The 24726-nt window shown below is 39.7% G+C and carries 21 protein-coding genes and 1 riboswitch; of the genes, 17 read left to right on the top strand and 4 right to left on the bottom strand.

Annotated features, from left to right (window positions below; translation table 11 throughout):
* Nucleotides 1-44: 44 nt before the first annotated feature.
* Together GH754_RS13275 and GH754_RS13270 are read right to left on the bottom strand one after the other, a co-directional pair.
* The gene (locus tag GH754_RS13275; protein ID WP_153729173.1) at nucleotides 45-818 is read right to left on the bottom strand and encodes an enoyl-CoA hydratase; all 774 of its coding nucleotides are present in this window, start codon (nucleotides 816-818) and stop codon (nucleotides 45-47) included.
* A gap of 157 nt (nucleotides 819-975) precedes the next feature.
* A complete protein-coding gene (locus GH754_RS13270) occupies nucleotides 976-2235 on the bottom strand; it encodes a helix-turn-helix domain-containing protein (RefSeq protein ID WP_194841360.1) in 1260 nt (419 codons plus the stop codon).
* Between the two features lie 207 nt (nucleotides 2236-2442).
* Between GH754_RS13270 and GH754_RS13265 the strand changes: the two genes are divergently transcribed.
* From GH754_RS13265 to thiT, 3 genes are all read left to right on the top strand, one after another.
* Nucleotides 2443-3747: a serine hydrolase domain-containing protein gene (locus GH754_RS13265; RefSeq protein WP_153729171.1), complete on the top strand. Its 1305-nt coding sequence runs from the start codon at nucleotides 2443-2445 to the stop codon at nucleotides 3745-3747.
* 287 nt (nucleotides 3748-4034) lie between these two features.
* Nucleotides 4035-5861 carry a ribosomal protection-like ABC-F family protein gene (abc-f, locus tag GH754_RS13260; RefSeq protein ID WP_153729170.1) on the top strand — a complete coding sequence of 609 codons (1827 nt, stop codon included), beginning with the start codon at nucleotides 4035-4037 and terminating at the stop codon, nucleotides 5859-5861.
* Between the two features lie 57 nt (nucleotides 5862-5918).
* A riboswitch (TPP riboswitch) is annotated at nucleotides 5919-6022 on the top strand.
* A gap of 86 nt (nucleotides 6023-6108) precedes the next feature.
* Nucleotides 6109-6696 (top strand): energy-coupled thiamine transporter ThiT, encoded by a 588-nt coding sequence (thiT, locus tag GH754_RS13255; protein WP_153729169.1) that lies wholly within the window; start codon nucleotides 6109-6111, stop codon nucleotides 6694-6696.
* Nucleotides 6697-6733: 37 nt separating this feature from the next.
* Here thiT and GH754_RS19470 read toward each other — a convergent pair whose 3' ends face one another.
* Together GH754_RS19470 and GH754_RS13250 are read right to left on the bottom strand one after the other, a co-directional pair.
* Entirely contained in the window at nucleotides 6734-6994 is a 261-nt protein-coding gene (locus tag GH754_RS19470) for a hypothetical protein (protein WP_194841359.1), read from the bottom strand.
* Nucleotides 6984-7142, bottom strand: coding sequence for a hypothetical protein (locus tag GH754_RS13250; RefSeq protein ID WP_153729168.1), 159 nt, complete (start codon nucleotides 7140-7142; stop codon nucleotides 6984-6986). Before GH754_RS13250 ends, GH754_RS19470 begins: the two co-directional genes overlap by 11 nt.
* A 416-nt stretch (nucleotides 7143-7558) precedes the next feature.
* On the opposite strand from GH754_RS13250, the gene ilvE reads away from it, so the two are divergent.
* The 14 genes from ilvE (at nucleotide 7559) to GH754_RS13180 (ending at nucleotide 24707) form a co-directional block, all read left to right on the top strand.
* Nucleotides 7559-8470 (top strand): branched-chain-amino-acid transaminase, encoded by a 912-nt coding sequence (gene ilvE, locus GH754_RS13245; RefSeq protein ID WP_153729167.1) that lies wholly within the window; start codon nucleotides 7559-7561, stop codon nucleotides 8468-8470.
* A gap of 12 nt (nucleotides 8471-8482) precedes the next feature.
* A complete protein-coding gene (ilvD, locus tag GH754_RS13240; RefSeq protein ID WP_153729166.1) occupies nucleotides 8483-10150 on the top strand; it encodes a dihydroxy-acid dehydratase in 1668 nt (555 codons plus the stop codon).
* A gap of 354 nt (nucleotides 10151-10504) precedes the next feature.
* A complete protein-coding gene (gene ilvB / locus GH754_RS13235) occupies nucleotides 10505-12226 on the top strand; it encodes an acetolactate synthase large subunit (protein WP_323742016.1) in 1722 nt (573 codons plus the stop codon).
* Nucleotides 12223-12744, top strand: coding sequence for an acetolactate synthase small subunit (gene ilvN / locus GH754_RS13230; RefSeq protein ID WP_153729165.1), 522 nt, complete (start codon nucleotides 12223-12225; stop codon nucleotides 12742-12744). The genes ilvB and ilvN overlap by 4 nt, the downstream gene beginning before the upstream one ends.
* Before the next feature lie 22 nt (nucleotides 12745-12766).
* On the top strand, nucleotides 12767-13798 hold the full coding sequence (ilvC, locus tag GH754_RS13225) for a ketol-acid reductoisomerase (protein WP_153729164.1): 1032 nt from the start codon (nucleotides 12767-12769) through the stop codon (nucleotides 13796-13798).
* Nucleotides 13785-15332, top strand: a complete 1548-nt coding sequence (locus GH754_RS13220; RefSeq protein ID WP_153729163.1) for a 2-isopropylmalate synthase — start codon at nucleotides 13785-13787, stop codon at nucleotides 15330-15332. The genes ilvC and GH754_RS13220 overlap by 14 nt, the downstream gene beginning before the upstream one ends.
* Before the next feature lie 47 nt (nucleotides 15333-15379).
* Entirely contained in the window at nucleotides 15380-16486 is a 1107-nt protein-coding gene (gene leuB / locus GH754_RS13215; protein ID WP_153729162.1) for a 3-isopropylmalate dehydrogenase, read from the top strand.
* A 107-nt stretch (nucleotides 16487-16593) separates the two neighbouring features.
* Nucleotides 16594-18006 carry a 3-isopropylmalate dehydratase large subunit gene (leuC, locus tag GH754_RS13210; RefSeq protein WP_153729161.1) on the top strand — a complete coding sequence of 471 codons (1413 nt, stop codon included), beginning with the start codon at nucleotides 16594-16596 and terminating at the stop codon, nucleotides 18004-18006.
* A 27-nt stretch (nucleotides 18007-18033) separates the two neighbouring features.
* On the top strand, nucleotides 18034-18624 hold the full coding sequence (gene leuD / locus GH754_RS13205; RefSeq protein WP_153729160.1) for a 3-isopropylmalate dehydratase small subunit: 591 nt from the start codon (nucleotides 18034-18036) through the stop codon (nucleotides 18622-18624).
* A 65-nt stretch (nucleotides 18625-18689) separates the two neighbouring features.
* Complete coding sequence (gene ilvA, locus GH754_RS13200; RefSeq protein WP_228550262.1) at nucleotides 18690-19631, top strand: threonine ammonia-lyase; 942 nt, start codon at nucleotides 18690-18692, stop codon at nucleotides 19629-19631.
* A 460-nt stretch (nucleotides 19632-20091) separates the two neighbouring features.
* Nucleotides 20092-21675, top strand: a complete 1584-nt coding sequence (locus tag GH754_RS13195) for a peptide chain release factor 3 (protein WP_153729158.1) — start codon at nucleotides 20092-20094, stop codon at nucleotides 21673-21675.
* A gap of 93 nt (nucleotides 21676-21768) precedes the next feature.
* Complete coding sequence (locus tag GH754_RS13190; RefSeq protein WP_153729157.1) at nucleotides 21769-22251, top strand: GNAT family N-acetyltransferase; 483 nt, start codon at nucleotides 21769-21771, stop codon at nucleotides 22249-22251.
* A 589-nt stretch (nucleotides 22252-22840) separates the two neighbouring features.
* Nucleotides 22841-23791 (top strand): MBL fold metallo-hydrolase, encoded by a 951-nt coding sequence (locus tag GH754_RS13185; protein WP_153729156.1) that lies wholly within the window; start codon nucleotides 22841-22843, stop codon nucleotides 23789-23791.
* Between the two features lie 208 nt (nucleotides 23792-23999).
* On the top strand, nucleotides 24000-24707 hold the full coding sequence (locus GH754_RS13180) for a GntR family transcriptional regulator (protein ID WP_153729155.1): 708 nt from the start codon (nucleotides 24000-24002) through the stop codon (nucleotides 24705-24707).
* Nucleotides 24708-24726 lie beyond the last annotated feature (19 nt).

Here is a 24726-nt window from a genome sequence, read left to right as displayed (position 1 = left end):
AAAGGGCGTCACTTAGTCATATGATTGAGTGACGCCCTTTTTCATTACTCACCAATAAAGTTTGGATTTCGCTTCTCCAAAAAGGCTTGTACACCTTCTTGGTGATCCTTTGTGTTACGTAAAGCCTGTTGTCCATTTGTTTCAGAATCAAGTACCTCTAATAACTTAGGTTGGTTCTGTTTTGCATAAAGAAGCTTTGTTTCAATCATCGCTTTGACAGGTGCACGATGTAAGGCATTCACCTTTTGCTGAACAAATTCCTTAAAGTCACCATGAGCTACGCCATCAACTAAGCCTAATTCTAAGGCCTCAGAAGCTGTGAGTTTCTTTCCTTCCCAAATCACGTGCTTAGCTTTAACCTCACCAAGTCTATTCTGCATAAAAAAGTGGCCGCCACCATCAGGCATTAAACCAATTCCGATAAAGTTCATGGCTAATTTTGCATTTTCATCAGCGATGACGTAGTCGCTAGCTAATGCAAAACTAAGACCTAAACCGGCAGCTGCACCGTTAACTGCACTGATTGTAATTAAAGGAAGGGTATACAACGTGGACATCAATTCCTTTATAGTTGCCATGATTCCACGAAAGGCATCTGGATCTGATTCTTGTAGCATGGTTTTAATATCACCACCGGCAGAAAATGCTTTTCCTTCACCAGTGATTACTAGTACATTAGCGTTACTTTCCTTAACCTCCTTAATTTTACTTAGTAAAGTCTTTAAAAGTTCTACATCCATTGCATTCATACTTTTGGGGCGGTTCAAGGTAAGTGTTGCTGTTTTACCTTCAATTGAAAGAAGTACCGTGTTAGACATGTTAATCACCTCGTTATTTACTTTTTCACGAATAAAACTATTAATTAAAAACGCATAGTAGACCTTCTAATAATAATATTCTCCTCTAGATTAGGTTATTCCTATTAGAGAAGATAAAAAATAAGAGCCAAAATAAGGCTCTTAAAGGGTATATTATTTAGTAGTCTTCTAAACGGAAAGTGTTCGTATAAAAGTGGTGGATTTGTTTATAGTATTCTGAAGCCTTTTTATATTGACGTTTCTCATAATAAATATCTCCAAGTAATTTCAAATGTCGCATTATCTCATTATGCTCACCTGAATTCGTGAAAAAGGGAATAATTTCTTTTTCCATTTTCATAATAAAACCCTCATCTAAGGTGGTTTTATTTAATTTATTTTCAAGAATATAGAATTTAAAGACAAACTTTTGAGAATTAATTGCTTCAGATAATGATTGACCAGAAGAAAGCGACTTTCGAAGTTGACTTATATCTTTTTTTGTATAATAAACTAGACAAAGAAGGTAAATGGAATCAACTTTATCTTCATTTTTCTTATAGTTATCAACTGCAATCATTAAGTGCTCAATAGCTTTTTCTAAATGATTCCATTGGTAATAAATGTATCCCAGATTATGAAATATAGTTGCTATTGTATGAGGTTTGAGGTATTTTTTTTGTTTTTTTAATTTGAGCAAATCTTTTTCAGCTAATTGATATTCTCCAACACCGATATGATTTACAGAAATTAATATTTGTGAATTTGTAATCATCTCGTAATCTATAGCATTTTGAGCATCTTGTAATGATTTCTCTGCATAAATTAAAGATTTATACAATTGATATGTACGTCGATAAAATACAGAAAGATTATAATAAAGACTTAAGTCATATTGATCAAGGTTTGGATAAATCTCTTCAGCATTCTGTAAAGATTTTAAGGCCCCTAATAAGTCGTTTTTATTATATTGGTACATCGATTTAAATTTGTAAAAATAATATAAGGATTCATTATTAAATAGGTCCATCATATCTTCTAGTTGCTGGTAATGAAATGTTAACTTTTTATTATTACTTTGAAAGACATTTAGATACCCAAATTCAAAAATAAAAAATAAATTTTTAATTTCTTGACTACCAGACGCTAGGCAAACATCTTTTAAATAATCATATTCTTCACTTGCTTTTTCAAAGTCCTTATCTTTTATAAATGTATACCAGTCTAATATCCTTTGCCTGGTTTCCACACTTTCCTCTTGAGAATCCAGGCTAATGTTTAACCGCTCGCTTAATAGTTCCAAAACATCACTACTCGGTTCAATGGTTTCATTTTCAATCTTACTCAAATAGGAGACAGAACATATTCCTGAGGCCAGATCTTTTTGTGTCATTCCTTTTCTGGTTCGATAGTATTTAATCAGTTTTCCTTGATACATTCTTATCATCCTAAGCCTTATTGTTTTTAAAATAGTATAATACTATCATATCATATTATTTGCCAATATTTATCAAAAGCGTTATTTTCGAATTTGTTTCTAAAATAGAACTATTCTTTAAAAGTCTAAAATTTTCCTTTGTTGATTGTGGATGTAAGTTCAAGGATAATACTAATATAGATTTAATGATTGATTGGTGGTAACGACATGTGGTCTTTGTTTGAACAACGAATGCAAACTAGAATGGAAAATGAACACATTGTTGGAGCAGCTGTTGCTGTGATGCAAAAAGGAATTGTGATTTATCAGCAAGGCTTTGGAGTTGGAGATTTACAAACTCAAACTCCAGTGAACAGTAATACCGTGTTCGGAACAGCCTCCATTTCGAAATCCTTTACGGCTTTAGCTACATTAAAATTAGCCGACCAAGGCTTTTTATCTATTGATGATTCCATTACGAAATATATACCTGGTTTTCACATAAAGGGGATGGAAAATACAGATGGAATAAAAGTCCACCATCTCTTAACTCATACCACGGGATTAGCTCCTGTTAAACGTAATGAAGAACGAAACCACTTTAAGGATGAGAAACACTTTTTAATGGAGCATCAGCACCCATTACTGGGAAAGCCCGGAGAATATTTTAGCTATTCGAACGATATGTTTTCCCTATTAGGTGAAATTATTGAAAAGGTATCAGGAAAGCTTTATCGACGTTATATTATAGAAGAAATTTTAAGTCCGCTTGAAATGAACCGCTCCACATTAAGTGTTGAGGAGTTACAGAAGCTGAATCAGGTTTCCACGCCTTATACTTACAACAAAGAAAAAAATCAACATGAGGAACAAGACTGGCCAACCCTAGGAGTTTATGAAGTGGGTGGAGGGGTACGCTCTACAGCCCTAGATTTGCTTGAATATGGAGATTTATATTTAAATAAGGGGAAGATTGGTGAATCATCCATTATATCGCCCCAGCAGATTCGAAAAATGTCAAAACCTTATGCTAAAGTTGGTCGAAACCGTTATTATGGGTATGGTCTGAAGGTAACACCAGATTACCACGGGAGAACCCTTATTGAACATGGAGGTAGTCAACCTGGTGTCTCTTCTAATTTTGGATTTATTCCAGAGGAGGAATTGGTGGTAGTGGTCCTCAGTAATGTATCGAATGTAGCGGCAGGAGATATTTGGCTAGAGGCTGTGAATACTGCTATAGGTTTACCTCTTGAGGAGAGAGATGAAAAAGAGCCGGAAATCACACTTTCCATAAAGCAATTAGAACGGCTAGTGGGTACCTATTCATCTGAAGAAGGGATGCGTCTAGAGATTACACTTGATCATGATGTTCCTATTGTGCACATAGATAATGAAGTATATGATGCCTATGCTTCAGATGAGCAAACCTTAGTGGTCAAAGCAACAGAACGGCCTATTCGATTTTACTTTAAAAATAAACAACCATGGGCTGCATTTTTCGGTATGCGTATGTTGCTTAAAGATGATTGAAAAAACTGGAATAATGTGGTTTAATAAGTTTACTAATATGTTTTAGGGGGTTTTGTTTAAGCCAATGAAGGATCATGCGTAATCTCGTTCATGAATTAAATGATATGAGCATGCAAATCTGCCTCGGTAGATGTTTGCGGGATACGTGTGTCCAAGGAAATAAACAAAATGAAAAAAGCTAATGATCTTTTGAAGTAACAATAAGCTCACTCTAAGTATACCGTTAACGTGTTTCCGCAGGCAGAGGCCTGCTTTTTTTATTGGAAAAAAGTGCTTGGAGTGATGTTATGTATATCTGTAAAGTGAAAAAACTGAGTAAAGAAATAAATGGTGAAGTTTTGTTTGAAAATGTTGACCTAGAGATTAAACAAGGGGAGCATATCGCTCTATTTGGAAGAAATGGGGTTGGAAAAACAACCTTGCTAAAGGTTTTAGCAGGCATACTTCCATTTGATTCGGGAGAAATTTACCGCGAAGTTCCCATTTCAAGTTGGGGATGGTTAGAGCAATCTCCAGTAGTAAGCGAAACCATTACTGCCAAAAATTTTGTGTTAAGTGAATTTGAAGAGTGGTTTTCGGTTAAAAGTGATTTAGAAGAGCTGGAAACAAAATTACAGCATAGTCAAGATGAGCATATTTTTGCACAGTACCAGAGTAGCTTCGAAATGTTTTTAGAGCTTGGAGGATATGACCGAGAGCTAGAAGCTGACGTACTATTATCTAGGTTAAACATCGACTCAACGATTTGGGATGTACCTTTTCACCTTTTGAGCGGCGGACAAAAAACAAAGATGCAGCTTGCGAAGATCTTATTAAAGGCACCGAAGTTTATAATAATGGACGAACCGACAAATCATTTAGACCAGGAAACCATCGACTGGTTAGAAAACTGGATGAATCAATATACGGGAGCCATTTTATATGTGTCCCATGATCGATACTTTTTAGATCAAACTGCCCATGCCATAGTCGATTTAGGGCAAAGTGGAAGTACCTTGTATACGGGTGGCTATTCCAATTATAGAGAGCAAAAAGAAATTGAGCGGAAAACAGAAGAAAAGAACTATCAAAAATACAAAAACAAAAAGAAAGAGCTGCAAGAATCCATTCGACGATATCAGCAGTGGTTCCATAAAGCACACCAAGCTGCAGGGCAGGATGATTTTCTAAGATCAAAAGCAAAAAAGAATATATCAAGATACAAGGCGAAAGAATCAGAACTAGAGCGATTAGAAAGTCAAGGGATTCGGAAACCAAAGGATGAAAAAAAACTGAATATCACCTTAGATAGTAGTGGTTTTTCGGGCAAGTCTTTATTGCAGTTTCATAACGTAACGTTTCAATACGGTAAAAAGATAATATGTAAAGACTTCAATTTCAACCTAAATCGCCAGGACAGGGTCGCGGTTATAGGTCCTAATGGCTCAGGGAAATCGACTTTATTAAGGCTATTAATGCAGCAATTGCAGCCGAATGAAGGTTCTGTGACCATTAATCCCCAAACAAAGGTGGGCTATTTTGATCAGGAATTAGACGTTTTAAATGACGAGGAAACCATCCTTGAAAATCTACTTCGTCTACCAAATATGACCCAAACGGAAGCCAGAACAATCCTGGGTTCATTCATGTTTAGACGAGACACCGTGCATAAAAAAGTAAGCAACCTGAGCATGGGTGAAAAATGTAGAGTGGCGTTAATAAAACTGTATTTTAGTAAGGCAAATCTATTAGTGTTGGATGAGCTAACGAATTTTTTGGATATTGAAACAGGGGAGCATATTGAATCTGTCATCCAGTCCTACCCTGGTGCAATGATGATTGTGACGCATGATCGTTATTTTGCGAAAAAGGTAGCGAACCGCATCCTGTCTTTACATGATGGAGAAGTCATCGATTATCATGGTGACTATGATCACTATTTAAAACACATCAAGGATAAAATGGAAGAGGGTCAGCTTTGGATTCAAAATGAGCGTGAAACATTAGAACTAAAATTAGTGGAATTGATGTCGAAGGAAGAAGAAACCATTGATTTAGAGTCTAATTTGCAAGAAATTAAAAAGTTAAAGGGACGATTGGAAGAATTGAGAGAAATGGAACAGGGAAAGTTGTAATTTTTGGTTGTAAGATTAAAAGCTGCGTAGTATATTGTAATTAAAAGAGAATAACGTATTGCCACAAAGGGGAGCCGATTGGCTGAGATTGAACGTTAGAGTTCTTGACCCTTTGAACCTGTAAAGTTAGTGCTTGCGTAGGGATTGTGGTGTTAAGGACATAAAGATCAAAGCAAAGTATGCGCGTCCTTGCGCCATACTTTGCTTTTTTTAATGCCATGAACAAAATAAAAAGGAGGTTTTACACTTGACCAATCAATCAAAAGTCTTATTTTTAGTTGAAGTGGCTATCTTTTCAGCTTTTGCTATTTTACTAGATGAATTATCAGGGTTTTTAACAGGAAGATTTTGGCCACAAGGTGGTTCTGTTTCCATCGGGATGCTACCGGTATTAATTATGGCATTTCGTTGGGGACTAAAAGGTGGTCTACTATCCGGATTGCTATTCGGTGGCCTGCAAATTTTACTAGGAGCTTCTATTTATCACCCGGTTCAAGGGTTTATCGATTACTTTTTCGCCTTCACACTAGTTGGGGTTGCCGGTATTTTTGCGAAACAGGTGAAAGATGGCATAACAAACGGGAATGGAACTAAATGGATAATTTATGTCATTTTAGGTACAATTTTGGGCGGATTTTTACGATTTCTTTGTCACTTCATTGCAGGCATTGTCTTTTTTGCCTCATTTGCTGGAGATCAAAATGTCGTTATTTACTCACTAGTCTATAACGGTGGGTACATGACTTTATCCACGCTATTTTGTATTATCCTATTGATTTTACTCATACCTGCTCTTCCGAAAAAATACTTTTTTGCCATGACGGCTAGAACATAATTAACGCACAGGTCAGAGCTCTAATCATGTGGCATACTCAAACACTTTTAAGCCTAGGGATGTTTCCTTGGGCTTTTTTTATGATTAGAACCCGGGCGAGGAGTGGCTTTAGGTGGTGGTCTTTAGCATAATGCGCCTTAACTTTAGTAAGAGGACTTTGATCATTAGCGTATTTATATTCAACTTTAGCAAGAAATCTTAAAACTTTAGCAAAAACGAATATCTTCAGCATAATGGAGGGATCTTCAGCAAAACAAGGTTGAACTTTAGCATATACAAGGCGCTGATTATACTTCAACATAATCTACTCCATCTTTAGCACGCTGGCCATGATCTTTAGCGAACATCCAGCCAGCATTAGCATAAAAACCTGAAACTTTAGCAAATCCTCCTATCTTCAGCAAAACAGACCAGAATTTCAACATCGAGAGGATCAACTTTAGCATCCACCACAGCCCCCAACCCACACATCCACATCACTACACTAATTTCCAATTAATTCAACCCCCATAGATTCACCTATCAAGCGACCTTTCAGTCAATAAAAAAGTGCTAACGCCTATAAAAAGCGCTGTCCCACTTGTGCCAAACATGTAAGCGTTTACTAAATTTTTGATTAATAAAAATTATCAGAAATTTTTCATTTTACCTGTTGACCTCGGTATAAAATGGAGTTATGATTATCGACAATATTACAAAACATCAAGAAACTAACTGAACGAAAAAAGCTTTTTCAAAACACATAACCCGAAGTTAAACAACTTTCAATTCTGAAGGAGTTGACGAAGGGTTACATTTTGACTTTTACACTTTACTGCATTAACGCTTTTAAGCAAAAAACTAAGAGAGAGGAGTGTTGTATATGGGTAGTCAATGGATTTATTTAAGTGGCGAATACGTGAAAAAAGAAGACGCTGTTGTTTCCGTTTACGACCATGGGTTTTTATACGGAGATGGGGTCTTTGAAGGTATTCGTGCCTACAGTGGAAACATTTTCAAGCTAGATGATCACTTGAATCGTCTTTATGAGTCAGCGCAGTCAATCATGCTCGACATCCCTTACGCAAAGGAGGATTTTGAGCAGATTATTGTGAATACAATTCGCAAAAACAACCTAGAAGATGCCTATATACGCGTCGTGGTCTCAAGAGGTGCTGGCAATCTCGGACTTGATCCAACATTATGTAAAGAACCTCGTGTGATTGTGATCGCAGAAGCACTCGCTCTTTATCCTAAGGAACTATATGAGCAAGGTCTAAAGTTAGCATCTGTGGCATCAAGGAGAAATCGACCTGATGTATTACCACCACAAGTGAAATCATTAAATTATTTAAATAATATTTTAGTTAAACTAGAATCCAAACAAGCCGGTGCGGATGAGGCATTAATGCTAAATGACCAAGGTTACGTAGCGGAATGCTCAGGAGATAATATTTTCATTGTGAAAAATGGAACGATTTTTACTCCACCAGTATACTTGGGTGCTTTAGAAGGTATTACACGAAACGCAATCATTGATTTAGCAAATGAGAATGGATACGAACTTAAAGAACAGCCTTTTACTAGACACGATGTTTATACTGCTGATGAAGTTTTCCTTACAGGAACGGCTGCTGAAGTGATTCCGGTAGTAGAAGTTGACCGACGTAGCATTAATAACGGGCAAATCGGTGATATAACTAAACATCTATTAGCTGAATTTAGAAGAATTGTCACAACAGACGGTGTTCAGTGTTACCCAGAAAAAAACAAAAGCGATGTCAAGGCCATTTAAGGAGGTTCCACCATGCGAAGTGACATGATTAAGAAAGGGATTGACCGCGCTCCACACCGAAGTTTGCTTCACGCAACTGGAGTTAAAACGAGCGACTTAGGTAAGCCGTTTATTGGGGTGTGTAACTCGTATGTGGATATCATCCCGGGTCACAGACATCTCAATAAATTTGCAGAGGTTGTAAAAGACGCCATACGAGAAGCGGGCGGTATACCGTTTGAATTCAATACAATCGGTGTAGATGACGGAATTGCGATGGGGCATATTGGAATGCGCTATTCGTTACCAAGTCGAGAGGTTATCGCAGATGCTGCAGAAACCGTCATTAATGCACACTGGTTTGATGGTGTATTCTACATTCCAAACTGTGACAAAATCACACCAGGTATGTTAATGGCATCAGCACGCACGAATGTACCATCTGTTTTTGTATCAGGAGGACCAATGGAAGCAGGGGTGTCTTCAAGTGGAGATAACCTATCATTAGTTTCCGTTTTTGAAGGTGTCGGTTCTTATAATGCTGGGAATATGAGTCAGCAAGAGTTAACCGAAATTGAACAATTAGCTTGTCCGACATGTGGATCTTGTTCTGGTATGTTTACAGCTAATTCCATGAATTGCTTAATGGAAATGCTCGGATTAACAGTTCCAGGTAACGGTACGATTGTTGCTACATCAGAGGAGAGACACGAGTTAATTTATCAGGCAGCACATCACTTAGTTGAACTTGTTAAGAAGGACATTCGACCAAGAGATATTTTGACGAAAGAGGCTTTTGATGATGCTTTTGCATTAGATATGGCAATGGGGGGCTCTACAAACACAGTTCTTCATACCATAGCCATTGCTCATGAAGCAGGGATCGAATACGACCTACAATCCATTAACGAAATTGCAGAAAAGGTACCGTATTTATCCAAAATCAGTCCAGCATCTGATTATTCCATGCATGACGTGCATCTAGCTGGTGGAGTTAGCGCCATTATCAATGAATTATGTAAGATTGATGGCTTAATTCATAAGGATCGAATTACCGTTACAAACCAATCACTCTATGAAAATGTACAAAACGCAGAAATCATTAATGATCAGGTGATTCGTAGAAAGGAAAATCCTTATAGTCCGGTTGGGGGACTTTCCATCCTGTATGGCAATATTGCCCCAGATGGTGCAGTCATTAAGGTTGGTGCCGTAGATCCATCCATCAAGAAGTTCTTAGGTGAAGCGATTGTCTTTGAATCTCAAGAAGAGGCTCAAAAAGGAATTGATGATGGAACCGTTCAAGCAGGTCATGTTGTAGTCATTCGCTATGAGGGTCCAAAAGGCGGACCCGGAATGCCGGAAATGTTGGCTCCTACTTCATCGATAGCAGGACGTGGTTTAGGAAAAGAAGTGGCTCTTATAACAGACGGTCGTTTCTCAGGAGCGACAAGAGGGATTTCTGTTGGACACATTTCACCTGAGGCAGCAGAGGGTGGACCTATTGGGTTAGTTGAAAACGGAGATGGTATTTTAATTGATTTAGAGACTCGTTCCATTGAATTACTCGTAGAAGATGAGATATTAGCAGAGCGTAGGAAAAATTGGAAGAAACCAGAGCCTAAAATTAAGTCGGGTTATTTAGCCAAATATGCAAAGCTCGTTACATCAGCCAACACAGGCGGTGTTATGAAAATTTAATGAGTTGAGTAAAGTGATGACGGGAACAAAGGAATAAGTGACTGTATTCCCAGAGAGCCGGGGTTGCTGGAAGCCCGGAAATACACCTTATTCCGACATCGTCCCTGAGTGTTAAGCTGAACGGATGATACTAATTAGGCTTAGCCGGGTGCTACTAATTTGGGCACTCGTTATTAAAGAGGCTAGTGAATAGCTTCGTGAGGCAGTGTTTGTGAGGATACTGTGAACATAGGGTGGTACCGTGAAAAGTAAAAGACCTTTTCTCCCCTTATATTCTGCTTTTGTGCAGTTTATATGGGAGGATGGGTCTTTTTTTAATCATTAAAAAACTTTTTATTCAGGAGGGATTATAAAGTGAGCGTTGAAGCCAAGTCGGAAACTCAAACCGGTGCTAAACCGAAAACAGGTGCAGATCTGCTCGTACAATCGTTGATCGATGAGGGAGTAGATACAATATTTGGTTATCCGGGGGGAGCCGTATTACCAATCTATGATGCATTGTATAAGGCAAGGGAGTCATTTGATCATATTTTAGCTCGCCATGAACAAGGATCAGTCCATGCTGCAGAAGGGTATGCAAGAGTGTCAGGTAAACCAGGAGTTGTCATTGCCACTTCAGGACCAGGGGCTACAAACCTTGTAACGGGGATTGCAGATGCGATGATGGATTCTTTGCCACTGGTCGTATTTACGGGGCAGGTTGCACGTTCTGTGATTGGTACAGATGCTTTTCAGGAAGCGGATGTGATGGGGATTACCACACCGATTACCAAACACAATTACCAGGTTCAGTCCTTAAGTGACATACCGCGAATTGTGAAGGAGGCTTTTCATATTGCTTCCACCGGACGAAAAGGCCCGGTTGTTGTTGACATTCCGAAAGATATATCGGCAACCATTCACGATGAGAATTATGACACGGATTTTCATTTGCCAGGATATCAGCCTACAACTAAGCCAAATCCGTTACAAATAAAGAAATTAGCTGATGCTTTAGTAAGGTCCAAAAAACCAGTATTACTTGCGGGTGCTGGAGTCTTACACGGAGAAGCCTCAAGTCAATTAAAAGCATTTGCTGTTAAGCATTCTTTGCCGGTAACGACTACTTTACTTGGTTTAGGTAGTTTCCCTGGTGACCATGAATTATCTCTTGGTATGGCAGGAATGCATGGGACATACGCAGCTAATAAGGCCTTATATGAATGTGATCTTCTCATCAATATTGGTGCTCGCTTTGATGATCGGTTAACGGGAAATCTGAACCATTTTGCCAAATATGCAACGGTCGCTCACATTGATATAGACCCTGCTGAAATCGGAAAAAACGTCGAAACAAAAATTCCAATTGTTTCGGATTCAAAAGCAGCCTTATCCGAACTCCTTTCAGTGGCAAATGAAAGTCCTAAGCACTATGAGTGGATGGATAAACTAAATGCTTATCAAGCAGAATGCCCTTTATGGTATGAGGATTCACAGGAAAAGATCTCTCCACAATGGCTAATTCAGAAAATTCACGAAGCGACGGATGGGGATGCCATCGTTACAACGGATGTGGGGCAGCATCAAATGTGGGCAGCACAATACTATAAATTCACAAATGCAGATAAGTGGGTAACCTCGGGTGGTTTAGGGACTATGGGATTTGGTTTCCCAGCTGCCATTGGGGCACAGCTCGCTAAACCAGATGAAACCGTGGTAGCCATAGTTGGCGATGGTGGTTTTCAAATGACATTGCAGGAATTATCCCTTTTACAGGAAAAAGGGTTGCCAGTAAAAGTCATTATCGTCAATAACGAAGCCTTAGGAATGGTTCGACAATGGCAAGAGAAGTTCTACGATGAGCGTTACTCCGAATCATTACTAACCGTTCAACCCGACTTTGTCAAACTAGCTGAGAGCTATCAAATAAGGGGATTAAGAGTTGAGTCACCTGAAGAATTAGAGCACATCATTCCAGACATTTTTAACTATAACGGTCCTGTTGTTGTCGATTGCCGGGTACTGAAGCTTGAAAATGTCTATCCGATGATAGCCCCAGGTAAAGGACTTCATGAAATGATAGGGGTGAAACCATGAGGAGAGTCATAACAGCAACCGTTCAAAATCGCAGCGGTGTACTCAATCGGGTTACAGGCTTACTTCACAAAAGACAATTTAACATAGAAAGCATTTCAGTAGGTCGAACGGAGACAGATAGTATTTCGAAAATGACATTTGTTGTAGAGGTTCCAGACCACCAAAAGCTTGAGCAGCTGGTCAAACAATTAAATAAACAAATTGATGTATTAAAGGTTTCAGATATTACCGATAAGGCCATTGTTGCTCGTGAATTAGCCCTAATTAAGGTGGTTAGCAACAGTCAGCTAAGAAATGAAATTCAAGGAATTATAGAACCATTTAGAGCATCGATTATCGATGTGAGTAGAGATAGCCTCACGGTTCAAGTAACCGGTAAAACCGATAAAGTTGAGGCTCTAATTGACTTACTTCGTCCATATGGAATTAAGGAATTAGCAAGAACAGGTCTAACTGCATTCTTACGAGGACATCAGCCACAAGTAACTGATTTACCATCATATTCAATTTTAAAATAAAAATCGAAAGGAAGATGTAAAAATGGCAAAGGTACTTTATCACAATGATATTCAAGATGAGGTTTTAAAGGGGAAAAAGGTAGCAGTAGTGGGATATGGATCTCAAGGCCATGCCCATGCACTCAATTTAAAGGAAAGTGGATTTGACGTTGTTGTTGGTTTACGTCGTGGAAAGTCTTGGGATAAGGCTGAGGAAGACGGAATGAATGTAAAATCCGTTCCAGAGGCAGTGGCTGAAGCAGATGTAGTAATGGTACTACTACCAGATGAATTACAAACAAAGGTATATGAGGAACAAATCAAACCAAATTTAGAGGCTGGCAATGCACTAGCATTTGCTCATGGATTTAACATTCACTTTAATCAAATCGTACCACCATCTAATGTCGATGTATTCCTTGTAGCTCCAAAGGCTCCAGGCCACTTAGTAAGAAGAACCTTTGAAGAAGGAGCAGGCGTACCTTCACTATATGGGGTTTATCAGGATGTGACAGGTGAAGCAGCAAGTGTAGCTTTGGCCTATGCAAAAGCGATTGGGTCTGGCCGTGCAGGAATTCTGGAAACAACATTCCAAGAGGAAACAGAAACAGACCTATTTGGAGAGCAAGCAGTCCTATGTGGAGGACTATCCAACCTCGTGAAATCAGGTTTTGAAACACTAACAGAAGCAGGTTATCAGCCAGAGGTTGCATATTTTGAATGTTTACATGAGCTAAAGTTGATTGTTGATCTCATGTATGAGGGCGGACTGGAATACATGCGCTATTCCATCTCAGATACTGCTCAATGGGGAGATTTCGTATCCGGACCTAAAGTGGTCAATGAGGAAACGAAAGAGCGTATGAAGGAAGTTCTATCAGATATTCAAACAGGAGCATTTGCTAAAGGCTGGATTCTAGAAAACCAAGCAAACCGTCCACAATTTAATGCCATTAATGATAAGGAGAGTAAGCACCAGATCGAGGAAGTAGGTAAAGAGTTACGTGCATTAATGCCGTTCGTGAAGAAATCTACTAAATCGAAAAAGGAAGTGGTTACGCATGGCTCAAATTAAGTTTTTTGATACAACACTTAGGGATGGGGAGCAGTCGCCGGGTGTGAATCTAAACCAACTGGAAAAGCTTGAGATCGCTAAGCAGTTGGAGCGACTTGGAATGGACATTATGGAGGCAGGATTTCCTGCTTCCTCCAAGGGGGATTTTGAATCTGTTCGCCAGATTGCTAGGACGATTAAAGACACGTCTGTAACAGGTCTTGCTAGAACGTTTAAATCCGATATTGATATTGCTTGGGATGCTTTAAAAGATGCTGAGGAACCGAGACTTCATGTGTTTTTGGCCACTTCTCCTATTCACATGACCCGTAAGCTTATGAAAACGCCCGAAGAAGTGATTGAGACATCAGTGGAAATGGTTTCTTATGCCAAGAAAAAGTTTACCCATGTGGAATGGTCAGCAGAGGATGCGAGTCGCTCGGATTTAGACTTCCTCGTTACCATTATTAATAAGGTCATTGATGCAGGTGCGACCGTAATCAACCTACCAGATACTGTTGGATATACAACACCAGAAGAGTATGGCAGAATGTTCCGTTATGTAAGAGAAAATGTTCCGAATATAGACCGGGTTGACCTATCTGCCCATTGTCATGATGACTTGGGAATGGCTGTTGCAAACTCTATTGCCGCCATTGAAAATGGGGTTACTCAAGTGGAGGGAACCATTAATGGAATTGGAGAACGAGCTGGTAATGCCTCTCTAGAAGAAATTGCTTTAGCCCTAAAAATCCGTAACGACCATTATCAGCACGGAACGAATTTAGACCTAAAAGAAATCAAGCGTACAAGTGATTTAGTAAGTAAGTTAACTGGAATGGTGGTTCCTGCTAACAAAGCCGTTGTGGGACGTAATGCCTTTGCCCATGAATCTGGTATTCATCAGGATGGAGTACTAAAAGATGTAACCACTTATGAAATTATTACACCTGAAATGGTAGGGGTTAAGTCTAATAATCTCGTACTTGGAAAACACTCTGGACGCCATGCCTTTAAAGACAAAGTGGAGCAAATGGGCTATAAGCTTTCAGAGGAGAAAATTATGGAAGCCTTTAAAACCTTTAAGGCGTTAACAGATAGTAAAAAAGAGGTCACAGACGATGATTTGTTTACCATTTTAACTGACCTTCAAACTGATTCAGTAAGCATTTCACAATATAAGCTTGAATCATTCCAAGTACAATATGGCTCCTTCAATCTACCAACTGCAACAGTTGCACTTACCACACCAGATGGTGAACGTGTAGAGACAGCGCGAACAGGTAAGGGTAGTGTTGAAGCGCTATATAATACGCTTGAGGAGCTTGTACAGGAAGAAGTTCATCTAACTGATTACCAGCTGAACTCTGTTGGCAAAGGCAGAGATGCTCTTGCGGAGGTACATGTAATGGTGACAGTTCAGGATGTTGAAATGAGTGGTAGGGGATCTGCTCAGGATGTGTTAGAAGCATCAGCCAATGCGTTTATTAACGCATTAAATCGGGTTTTAGTTAACCAAAGTCGTACGGATCAAATGAAAGAGGTTCAAGTGTAAAGAGCTTTTAACGTAAGGTGCTCGATAAAAAAGGAGGTTAGGGATTCATGAAAAAGCGTATTGTGTTGTTACCGGGAGATGGGGTTGGTCAGGAGGTTGTTCAATCAGCAAGAGAGGTTTTGGATGCTATTGCAGAGCAGTTTGATCATGAATTTTCCTATCAAGCTTGTGATATTGGTGGAGCGGCTGTTGATTGTTCTGGAACACCATTTCCAGCCGAAACAGAGGATGCCTGTCATCAAGCAGATGCCATTTTATTAGGTGCTGTAGGTGGCCCAAAATGGGACCAAAACCCATCTCACCTTCGTCCAGAGAAAGGTCTTTTGCAGCTTAGAAAGTCGTTAGGTTTATTTGCAAATCTGAGGCCAATCAAAGGGTTTTCTCAATTGTTACACGCGTCTCCCTTAAAGGAAGAGGTTGTTGGAGGTAGTGACCTTTTAATTGTTCGTGAATTAACAGGAGGACTATACTTCGGGACACCAAGTGAAATTAGTAAAGATCGTGAATCTGTGGTTGATACACTAGCCTATCAGCGAATGGAGATTGAGAGAATCGTTGAAAAAGCCTTTCAAAGTGCAAGACTACGAAGAAAGCATCTCACATCAGTAGATAAAGCAAATGTGCTCGAGTCTAGTAAGCTATGGCGCGAGGTTGTGGAAGAGAAAAAGGCAGAATATCCTGATGTAACGGTTGAGCATCAGTTAGTTGATTCAGCTGCAATGAAATTAATTACAAATCCAACCCAATTTGACGTGATTGTAACGGAAAACATGTTTGGTGATATTTTGAGTGACGAAGCCTCTGTACTAACGGGTTCATTAGGAATGCTGCCGTCAGCCAGTGTTCGAACAGATGGTGTCGGGTTATATGAGCCGGTACATGGCTCTGCACCGGATATTGCAGGTAAGGGTGTAGCCAACCCAATTGCGATGATCCTATCTACTGCCATGATGCTTAGACATTCCTTCCAAATGGATGAGGAGGCATGTGCAGTAGAGGAAGCAGTTCAAGAGGTACTCAATTTTGGCTACCATACAGCCGATTTGCATATTAAAGGCGGCGAGCAGGTAAACACCAAGGAAATGACACGCCACGTAGTAGAAGGGATTTCATCAAGAAACGTATCCGAAAGCATTATGAGCTGCTACGCCTAGCTTTACCACACTAACGCATCACCGCAAGTGGGGACAGTCCCCACTTACGGTACAGCGTTAACGCTTTAAAGGAATGGGGGACTGACCCCGAAAAAGGAGTTGAGATGATGGATAAGCCGAAGACGATTGTGGATAAGATCTGGGATCGACATATGGTGCATCAAGAAGAAGGGAAACCGGACTTATTGTATATTGATTTGCATCTTGTTCATGAAGTGACTTCCCCGCAGGCCTTTGAGGGACTGCGGATGAAAAATAGAAAGGTTCGTCGCCCAGAATTAACCTATGCCACAATGGACCACAATGTTCCAACCATAGAAAGGCATATTATTAAAGATGAGGTTTCCAAAACACAAATGCAAACCCTGCGAAAGAACTGTGAGGAGTTTGGGGTATCCTTAGCCGATATTGATCATCCCGATCAGGGGATTGTTCACGTCATAGGACCAGAGCTTGGCCTTACTCAACCTGGTAAGACCATTGTTTGTGGAGATAGCCACACATCCACACACGGAGCTTTCGGAGCTTTAGCATTTGGTATTGGCACGAGTGAGGTCGAGCACGTGCTTGCTACTCAAACCATTTGGCAGCAAAAACCGAAAACCTTAAATGTGAAGGTGAATGGTGAGCTTGGCAAAGGAATTACAGCTAAAGATCTAATCCTGGCCATTATTGCTAAACACGGCATTCGCTTTGGAACAGGCTATATCATTGAGTATACGGGCGATGCTATCCACAGTCTATCGATGGAAGAGAGAATGACTGTTTGTAATATGTCGATTGAAGCCGGTGCGCGAGCTGGTTTAATCAGCCCGGATGAAACCACCTTTGAATATTTAAGAGGAAAACGACATACTCCTAAGAACTTTGATGCAGCTGTTGAGGATTGGCGTTCTCTTGCTACGGATGAGGGAGCGACCTATGATGCAACCGTTGAAATTGATGCTGAGGAAATTGAACCCCAGGTCACATGGGGAACCAATCCAGGCATGTGTGTTCCGGTTAGTGCATCCGTTCCAAGTCCAGAATCAGCTGGAACATCGAATGAGAAAGAATCCATTCAAAGAGCTCTCGAATATATGGGTCTTGAAGCCAACCAACCGATTTCATCTGTTGAGATCGAACATGTATTTATCGGCTCCTGTACGAACTCACGACTAAGTGATCTTCAAAAAGCAGCCGAAATTGTTCGAGGAAAGAAGGTAAAAGAATCTGTGCGGGCTATGGTTGTACCAGGTTCCCATAGTGTAAAAGCAGCGGCTGAGGCGGAAGGGTTGGATGTCATCTTCAAACAAGCCGGATTTGAATGGCGTGATGCCGGTTGTAGTATGTGTCTCGCTATGAATGACGACATTGTACCTCCTGGTGAGCGCTGTGCATCTACCTCCAATCGGAATTTTGAGGGCCGTCAAGGAAACGGAGCAAGAACTCACCTCGTCAGCCCAGAAATGGCAGCCGCCGCAGCAATTGAAGGCCGTTTTGTAGATGTACGTAAATTTGCTTCACCAGCTGTAAGTTAAAATAGTGAAATAAAGGAGGTCAAGCGAATGGAGCCTTTGCGAAAGCATTCTGGTCTTGTTTACCCATTAAATCGCGCAAATATTGATACAGACCAAATTATTCCTAAACAATTTTTAAAGCGAATTGAGCGACAAGGCTTTGGTCAGTTTTTGTTTTACCACTGGCGTTTTGAGGATGATGGCAACCCGCGTCAAAACTTTTCCTTAAATGAAGAAAAGTATAGAGGTACCTCCATCCTGGTTGCGGGCGAAAACTTTGGCTGTGGTTCATCCCGTGAACACGCACCTTGGGCCCTGCAGGATTATGGCTTTAAAGTGATCATCGCTCCAAGTTTTGCCGATATTTTTTACAACAATTGCTTTAAAAATGGTATATTACCTGTCGTTTTAGAGGAAAATGTTGTTCAAAGTCTAATCGAAAAAGCAGAAAAGGAACAGTATGAACTAACTGTGAATCTCGAAGAACAAATCGTCCAGGATTCGACTGGATTACAAGAATCGTTTTCAATCTCTTCCTATCAAAAGGAAATGCTTTTGAATGGATGGGATGAAATAGCTGTCACCTTAAGGCAGGCAGATAAAATTGATCAATATGAACAAAAATTAGTGAAAAATTAGAGGAGTGTGAAGACATTGGGAATTGCGTAACTGGAAATCAAATCACGGATGCGATGCAACAAATTATGGATGTAGTTCATCGCACCCCTGTGCATTCGTCAACATCCATTAACAAGCTAACAGGAAAAAATGTCTATTTTAAAATGGAGAATCAACAGAAAACAGGCGCCTTTAAATTAAGAGGTGCGAGCAACAAAATTGCTCAACTAACTGATTCTGAGGCGAGAAGGGGGGTTATTGCCGCATCTGCAGGAAACCATGCCCAAGGTGTTGCCTTTGCTGCAACGAAATTAGGGATTAACTCTAAAATTTTTATGCCTGAAAAAACCCCTAATGCAAAGGTTCAAGCAACCAAGGGCTACGGCGCACAAATCGTGTTAACCGGTGAGTCCTTTCAAGAGGCTTATGAAGCCGCGATGGAAACGCAGCAAAAAGAAGATCTTGTTTTTGTGCATCCATTTGATGATCCGGATGTGATTGCAGGTCAAGGAACCATTGCACTTGAAATGCTACAACAGGAACCATCACTTGATACTATCATGGTACCTGTTGGTGGTGGGGGACTGATAAGCGGAATTGCCATCGCTGCTAAGCATATTAATCCCAAAATCCGGATTATTGGCGTTCAGGCGAAAGGTGCAAGTCCAGCTTATAATCGGTTTTATCGAAGTGGACCGTCAACTGTCAAAACGGTTTCCACGATTGCAGACGGCATTGCCGTGAAAAAGCCAGGCATCCAAACCTTCCCACTCATCCAACAATATGTAGACGATATAGTCACTGTTTCGGATGAAGATATTGCTCTAGCCATGGTTTACATGCTAGAACGTAGGAAGTCACTATTAGAAGGAGCAGGTGCTACTGCTTTTGCTGGACTTTTGGCACACGGTCACCGTATTCCATCAAAGCAATGTGGAGTCATTGTTAGTGGAGGAAATATGGATCTATCGAAAATGCCGATGATCCAGAGTTTAGCACAGAAAAATCATTTAACTTGTTTAGCGTAGTAAAGGTGCCCCCAGCGAAATCGGTTGGGGGTTTTTTTATTTTTTTGATTGTGTGCAATTGTGGGGATATCAGTGTTAATCACCTAGGATTCCATAGCAAAAGTTATACTAAGTTACAATACAGTCTTAAGAGATGTAATTTATTCTGGATCAGGTTCAATAAATTTGACGAGCGGTTTAATAATTCCCAAAGCAGGTTTAAATAGCATTATCCAAACAGGAATTAACAAAAAGAATATTCAATAAAAGAAAAAAAGGTTCAGTTCTTTTCATGCTAGTGCAATCCAGACCAATTTCTCCATCCACAAGTCGCACCATCATAACCCAATATGATATGATATGAAAAGTAATTTTAATTCAAAAACGGAAATGGGGATCAATTCCAATGTGATACTAAACTTCTTTAACAGAAACAAATACAAGATAAGATGGCTAATCATCTGTAGAAGGAGTTTTAAATATGTCAGATATCAATCAAGAAGTAAGTAGACGGAAGACCTTTGCAATTATCTCCCACCCAGACGCAGGTAAAACCACGTTAACGGAAAAAATGTTGCTATTAGGGGGAGCCATTCGGACGGCAGGGTCTGTAAAAGCGAAAAAATCAGCTAAATTTGCTACATCAGATTGGATGGAGCTCGAGAAGCAAAGAGGAATTTCGGTTACATCTAGTGTGATGCAGTTTGAATATCAAGGCTCAAAAATTAACATTTTGGATACACCTGGTCACCAAGATTTCAGTGAAGACACATATCGAACCTTAATGGCTGTTGACAGTGTGGTCATGATTCTAGACGTAGCCAAAGGGGTAGAGGCCCAAACGAAAAAGCTTTTCAAGGTATGTCGAGATCGGGGAATTCCGATTTTTACCTTTATTAATAAAATGGACCGTTTCGGAAAAGAACCATTAGAGCTGTTTGAAGAAATTGAAGAAGTGCTTGGCATTGAATCAACGCCGATTAACTATCCTATTGGTATGGGACCAACGTTCAAAGGGGTTTATGATCGTTTTGAAAAACGAATTGAATACTACGAGGATGGCGAAAAAGCGGGTACGCAATACATTGAGGACTATGATCAGCTTCAAGAGTCTTTAGAAAATGTTGCAGATCAAGCTACGATTGATCAGTTAATTGAAGATCTCATGCTTGTGGATGAGGCTGGCAACGAATTTGATGCTGATGCGGTTAAAGAAGGAAAACAAACGCCAGTATTCTTCGGTAGTGCCGTTTCTAGCTTTGGGGTACCAACCTTTTTAGAGCACTTTTTACTAATGGCCCCATACCCAGCAAGCCGTGAGTCTTCAAAAGGAACAGTTGAACCAACAGATGATGTATTTTCTGGCTTTGTGTTTAAAATTCAAGCGAACATGGACCCTGCTCACCGAGATCGAATTGCCTTTTTACGAATTTGTTCGGGAAAATATGAAAAGGGGATGTCTACCTGGCTTGAGCGTACGGGAAAACAAATGAAATTGGCCCAACCGCAGCAATTTTTTGCCGATAGTCGGGAAAGTGTAGAAGAGGCGTATGCTGGTGATATTGTCGGACTTTATGACCCAGGTGTCTATCAAATCGGAGACACTGTTTGTGGGTCGAAGGATATTTTTAGCTTTGGGGACCTCCCGCAATTCCCACCCGAGCATTTTGCCAAAGTGCGGCCGAAAAATGCGATGAAGCATAAGCAATATATTAAGGGAATACAGCAGTTGGCCCAAGAGGGTGCAATACAGGTTTATCGTACACCTCGTATGGAAGAAACGGTGTTAGGTGCCGTGGGTCAGCTACAATTTGATGTATTCATTTATCGAATGAAGGCCGAGTATGGAGTAGACTTAGTGATGGAGCCATTAAGCTATCAAATTGCTCGGTGGGTCGAAGAAGGTGAAATTCCTAATAAGCTGATGCACACAAGTACAAGTATGGTTGTTAATGACTATTTGGACCGCCCAGTCATGCTGTTTAAGAATGAGTTTAATTTGGATTATTTTAAAGGTCAAAATGAAGAGATTAAGCTAACCGACAAACCACCTAGAACAGAGTAATGGTAATGAGCTTGGATTCAGTTTCCAAGCTCATTTTTTATCATGAAAAATGGTAAAATTACGTTAACATTTTCTGGAACTGGAGGGAGAGGGATGAAATATCAGTTGAAACCGATGAGTCAATCAGATGCTGAGATCATTGCAGAATGGAAGTACGAGGGGCCGTATTCCTTTTATAATCCGAAAAGTGATGAAGAAGATTTACAGCTACTTTTAAGTCCACAAACTAGGGAAGGTGTCTATTATTCTGTATTTGACCAGGATGAGAGTTTAGTGGGCTATTATTCCTTTAATGATGAGGGTAAATCTGTAGAAATTGGCCTAGGATTACGTCCGGATTTAACTGGACAAGGCGGGGGTCGAGAATTTGTTATCGCCGGGTTGGAATATGCCCGTCATAAATTTAATCCGCAACATTTTAAATTAGCTGTTGCCACCTTTAACCATCGGGCCATCAAGGTATATGAACGAGTAGGTTTTGAAAGAGGTCAAACGTTTTTACAGAGGACCAATGGGGGAGAGTATGAGTTTCTAAGTATGTCTATGGATGCCAATAAAGGCACTTATTCTGAATGAAGGATACAATTTTATTACATTGGCGATTTGACAGTGCCAAAGTACTGAGAAATTCATAGAATATGGTAGATAAATGAAAACCATGCACTTTTGTAGGGGAGTGATGATGATGAAGGATGCACTTCGGTTGACCCTTACAGTTGTTGAAGTTATGGTAAATGGTAAAAAAGTTGTTTACGAATTAAACCAGAAGACTAGTTGTAAACAGCTGAATTGAGGCACTGTCCAATGTGGGCAGTGTTTTTTGTTGTGGGGCCGTGGGTGAGGGAGGCGGACGCGAATATGTGAATTTTGACTGGAAAGATTGGTGCGGCGACCGAATTATAGCTAAATCTGACAGGATTATCGATGGTTGACTGATAAAACTGCGAACTGACCTGAATACAATAATTATAAACTTGAATGGGGACGATTGTGACCGAATTATTTGAGTACCTAACTGCATAAATAACTTAACAGACTGATTTACATATCCACAGGACACAGGAGAACGCCCTCTCAGGCTTTTCTTCTTCACATAAAAAAGGGTATACCCCCTTCCAAATCGAAATAGTATATTACCAATCTATTACATAAGAGGTGGTTATCCATGTCCAAGACAATTGATTTGGGACAACAAATTACGTTAACAGATGTTTATGATTTAGGGATGGAGCAGAGGACAGGGTCTTATTTGTTCCATGAGAGGGATTTAACTATTGTTGAAACGAGTGCAAGCCCCTCCATTCCTTATTTGCTAAAGGGATTAAAGAGTTTAAGCATTAACCCAAGGGACATAAAATATATCATCGTAACCCACATTCACTTAGATCATGCGGGTGGGGTTGGACTATTATTAGAAAAATGTCCGAATGCGAAAGTGGTGGTCCATCCAAAGGGAAAACGTCATTTGGCGAATCCTTCTAAATTGATTGCGGGAGCGAGGGCGGTATATGGAGATCAATTTGATGAACTATTTGATCCTATTGTGCCAGTTCCTGAGGAGCGATTAATTACAAAGGAAGATGGGGCAACCCTTCAAATTGGAGAGAATCGCACCTTAACTTTTATAGATTCACCAGGACATGCCAAGCATCATTTTTCTATCTACGACCCAGTTAGTAATGGTGTTTTTACAGGGGATACTATTGGAGTATATTATCCTCAAACAAAAACAAACGGCTTTGAATTTGTGTTACCGTCTACATCACCCAATCAATTTGATCCAGATGCAATGTTGAATTCACTGGAAAAAATCAAAAATCTAAATGTGGACCAAATATTTTTTGGTCATTATGGCCGTACAGAAAATCCGCAATTGATTTATGAACAAATTTGGTATTGGCTGCCTAAATTTGTGGATGCAGGAAAAAAGGTGATGGAGGAAAAACCTGATAGTTCGTTGGATGAAAAAGTAGGTGCTGTTTCAAATGAGCTACTCCGGTCAGTTACTGAATTTTTAGCTGAAAAGGGCATTGACCAAGATGATGATGTCTTTAAATATATCAATGTAGATATGCAGGTGTGTGCCATGGGGATTGTGGATTATTTATTGAAATAGATGAATCTAATTATATAAAGAAACACTACACATTAGTTTGTGTGGTGTTTTTTAATTTTTAAAATTAATATAAATTTAAAAAATTTATTGACAATTTAGATAACTAACGATAAGATACAAAAAAGATACTTTGTAATAACAAAGTTGTTAAATATTAGTACATAAGAAATCCAGGGGGTGAGGGAAAATAAAACAGCCGCTGAATGCAATGATTTTTAATGATATTTATCAAAAAATAAAGTCGAATTACTATTCTGTCGGTGATTTACTTCCCACCGAACATGAAATGCAAGAAATATACGGCGTGAGTAGAGCCCCGATAAGAGTGGCATTGGGTAGACTCCAAAATGAGGGGTTCATTCAAAGAAAGCCTGGTAAAGGTACAGTTGTCGCTGAAAATTCCGTTTCTGCACCATGGACACCAATGGGAGGGTTTAGCTCACACTTTAAAACGAAAGCAAGTGTTCTCGAATGTAATACCATCGATGTTTCCAAGGCTATTGTAGAAGAGCATATTACAAATAAACTGAAGCTTGAGCCTGAGACTCCAGTCATCAAAGTAACTAGATTAAGAAAAGAAAATAATAATCCTATTTTTCTACTAAATCATTATTATGTAGATGTTGAAATGGAGAAAATAAAACAAGCCGGAGATATTTTATATATGAGACAATTCGCCTCTCAGGTGCTTGGGATAAATTTTGAGTATGTAAATGAGGAATTGGTTGCTATCAATGCAGATAAATATTTAGCGAATCTGCTAGAAGTTGAACTAGGAGAAGCCCTTTTAAAGGTGTCGAGAATATCGTATGACAAAGATTTTAAGCCTGTCGAATACGTTGAATATTATGTGAAAGCAAAAGATTGGCCATATAAAGTGATGTTTTCTAGAGAAGGCCAGAACTTTGAGTATTAAATAAACATAGTAGCGAACC

Origin of the sequence: Salinibacillus xinjiangensis (assembly GCF_009649735.1) — a bacterium.
In the GTDB taxonomy this organism is placed as follows: domain Bacteria; phylum Bacillota; class Bacilli; order Bacillales; family Alkalibacillaceae; genus Salinibacillus; species Salinibacillus xinjiangensis.
Note: the sequence above shows the minus strand (reverse complement) of the source record. Positions and strands in the feature narration are given on the sequence as shown.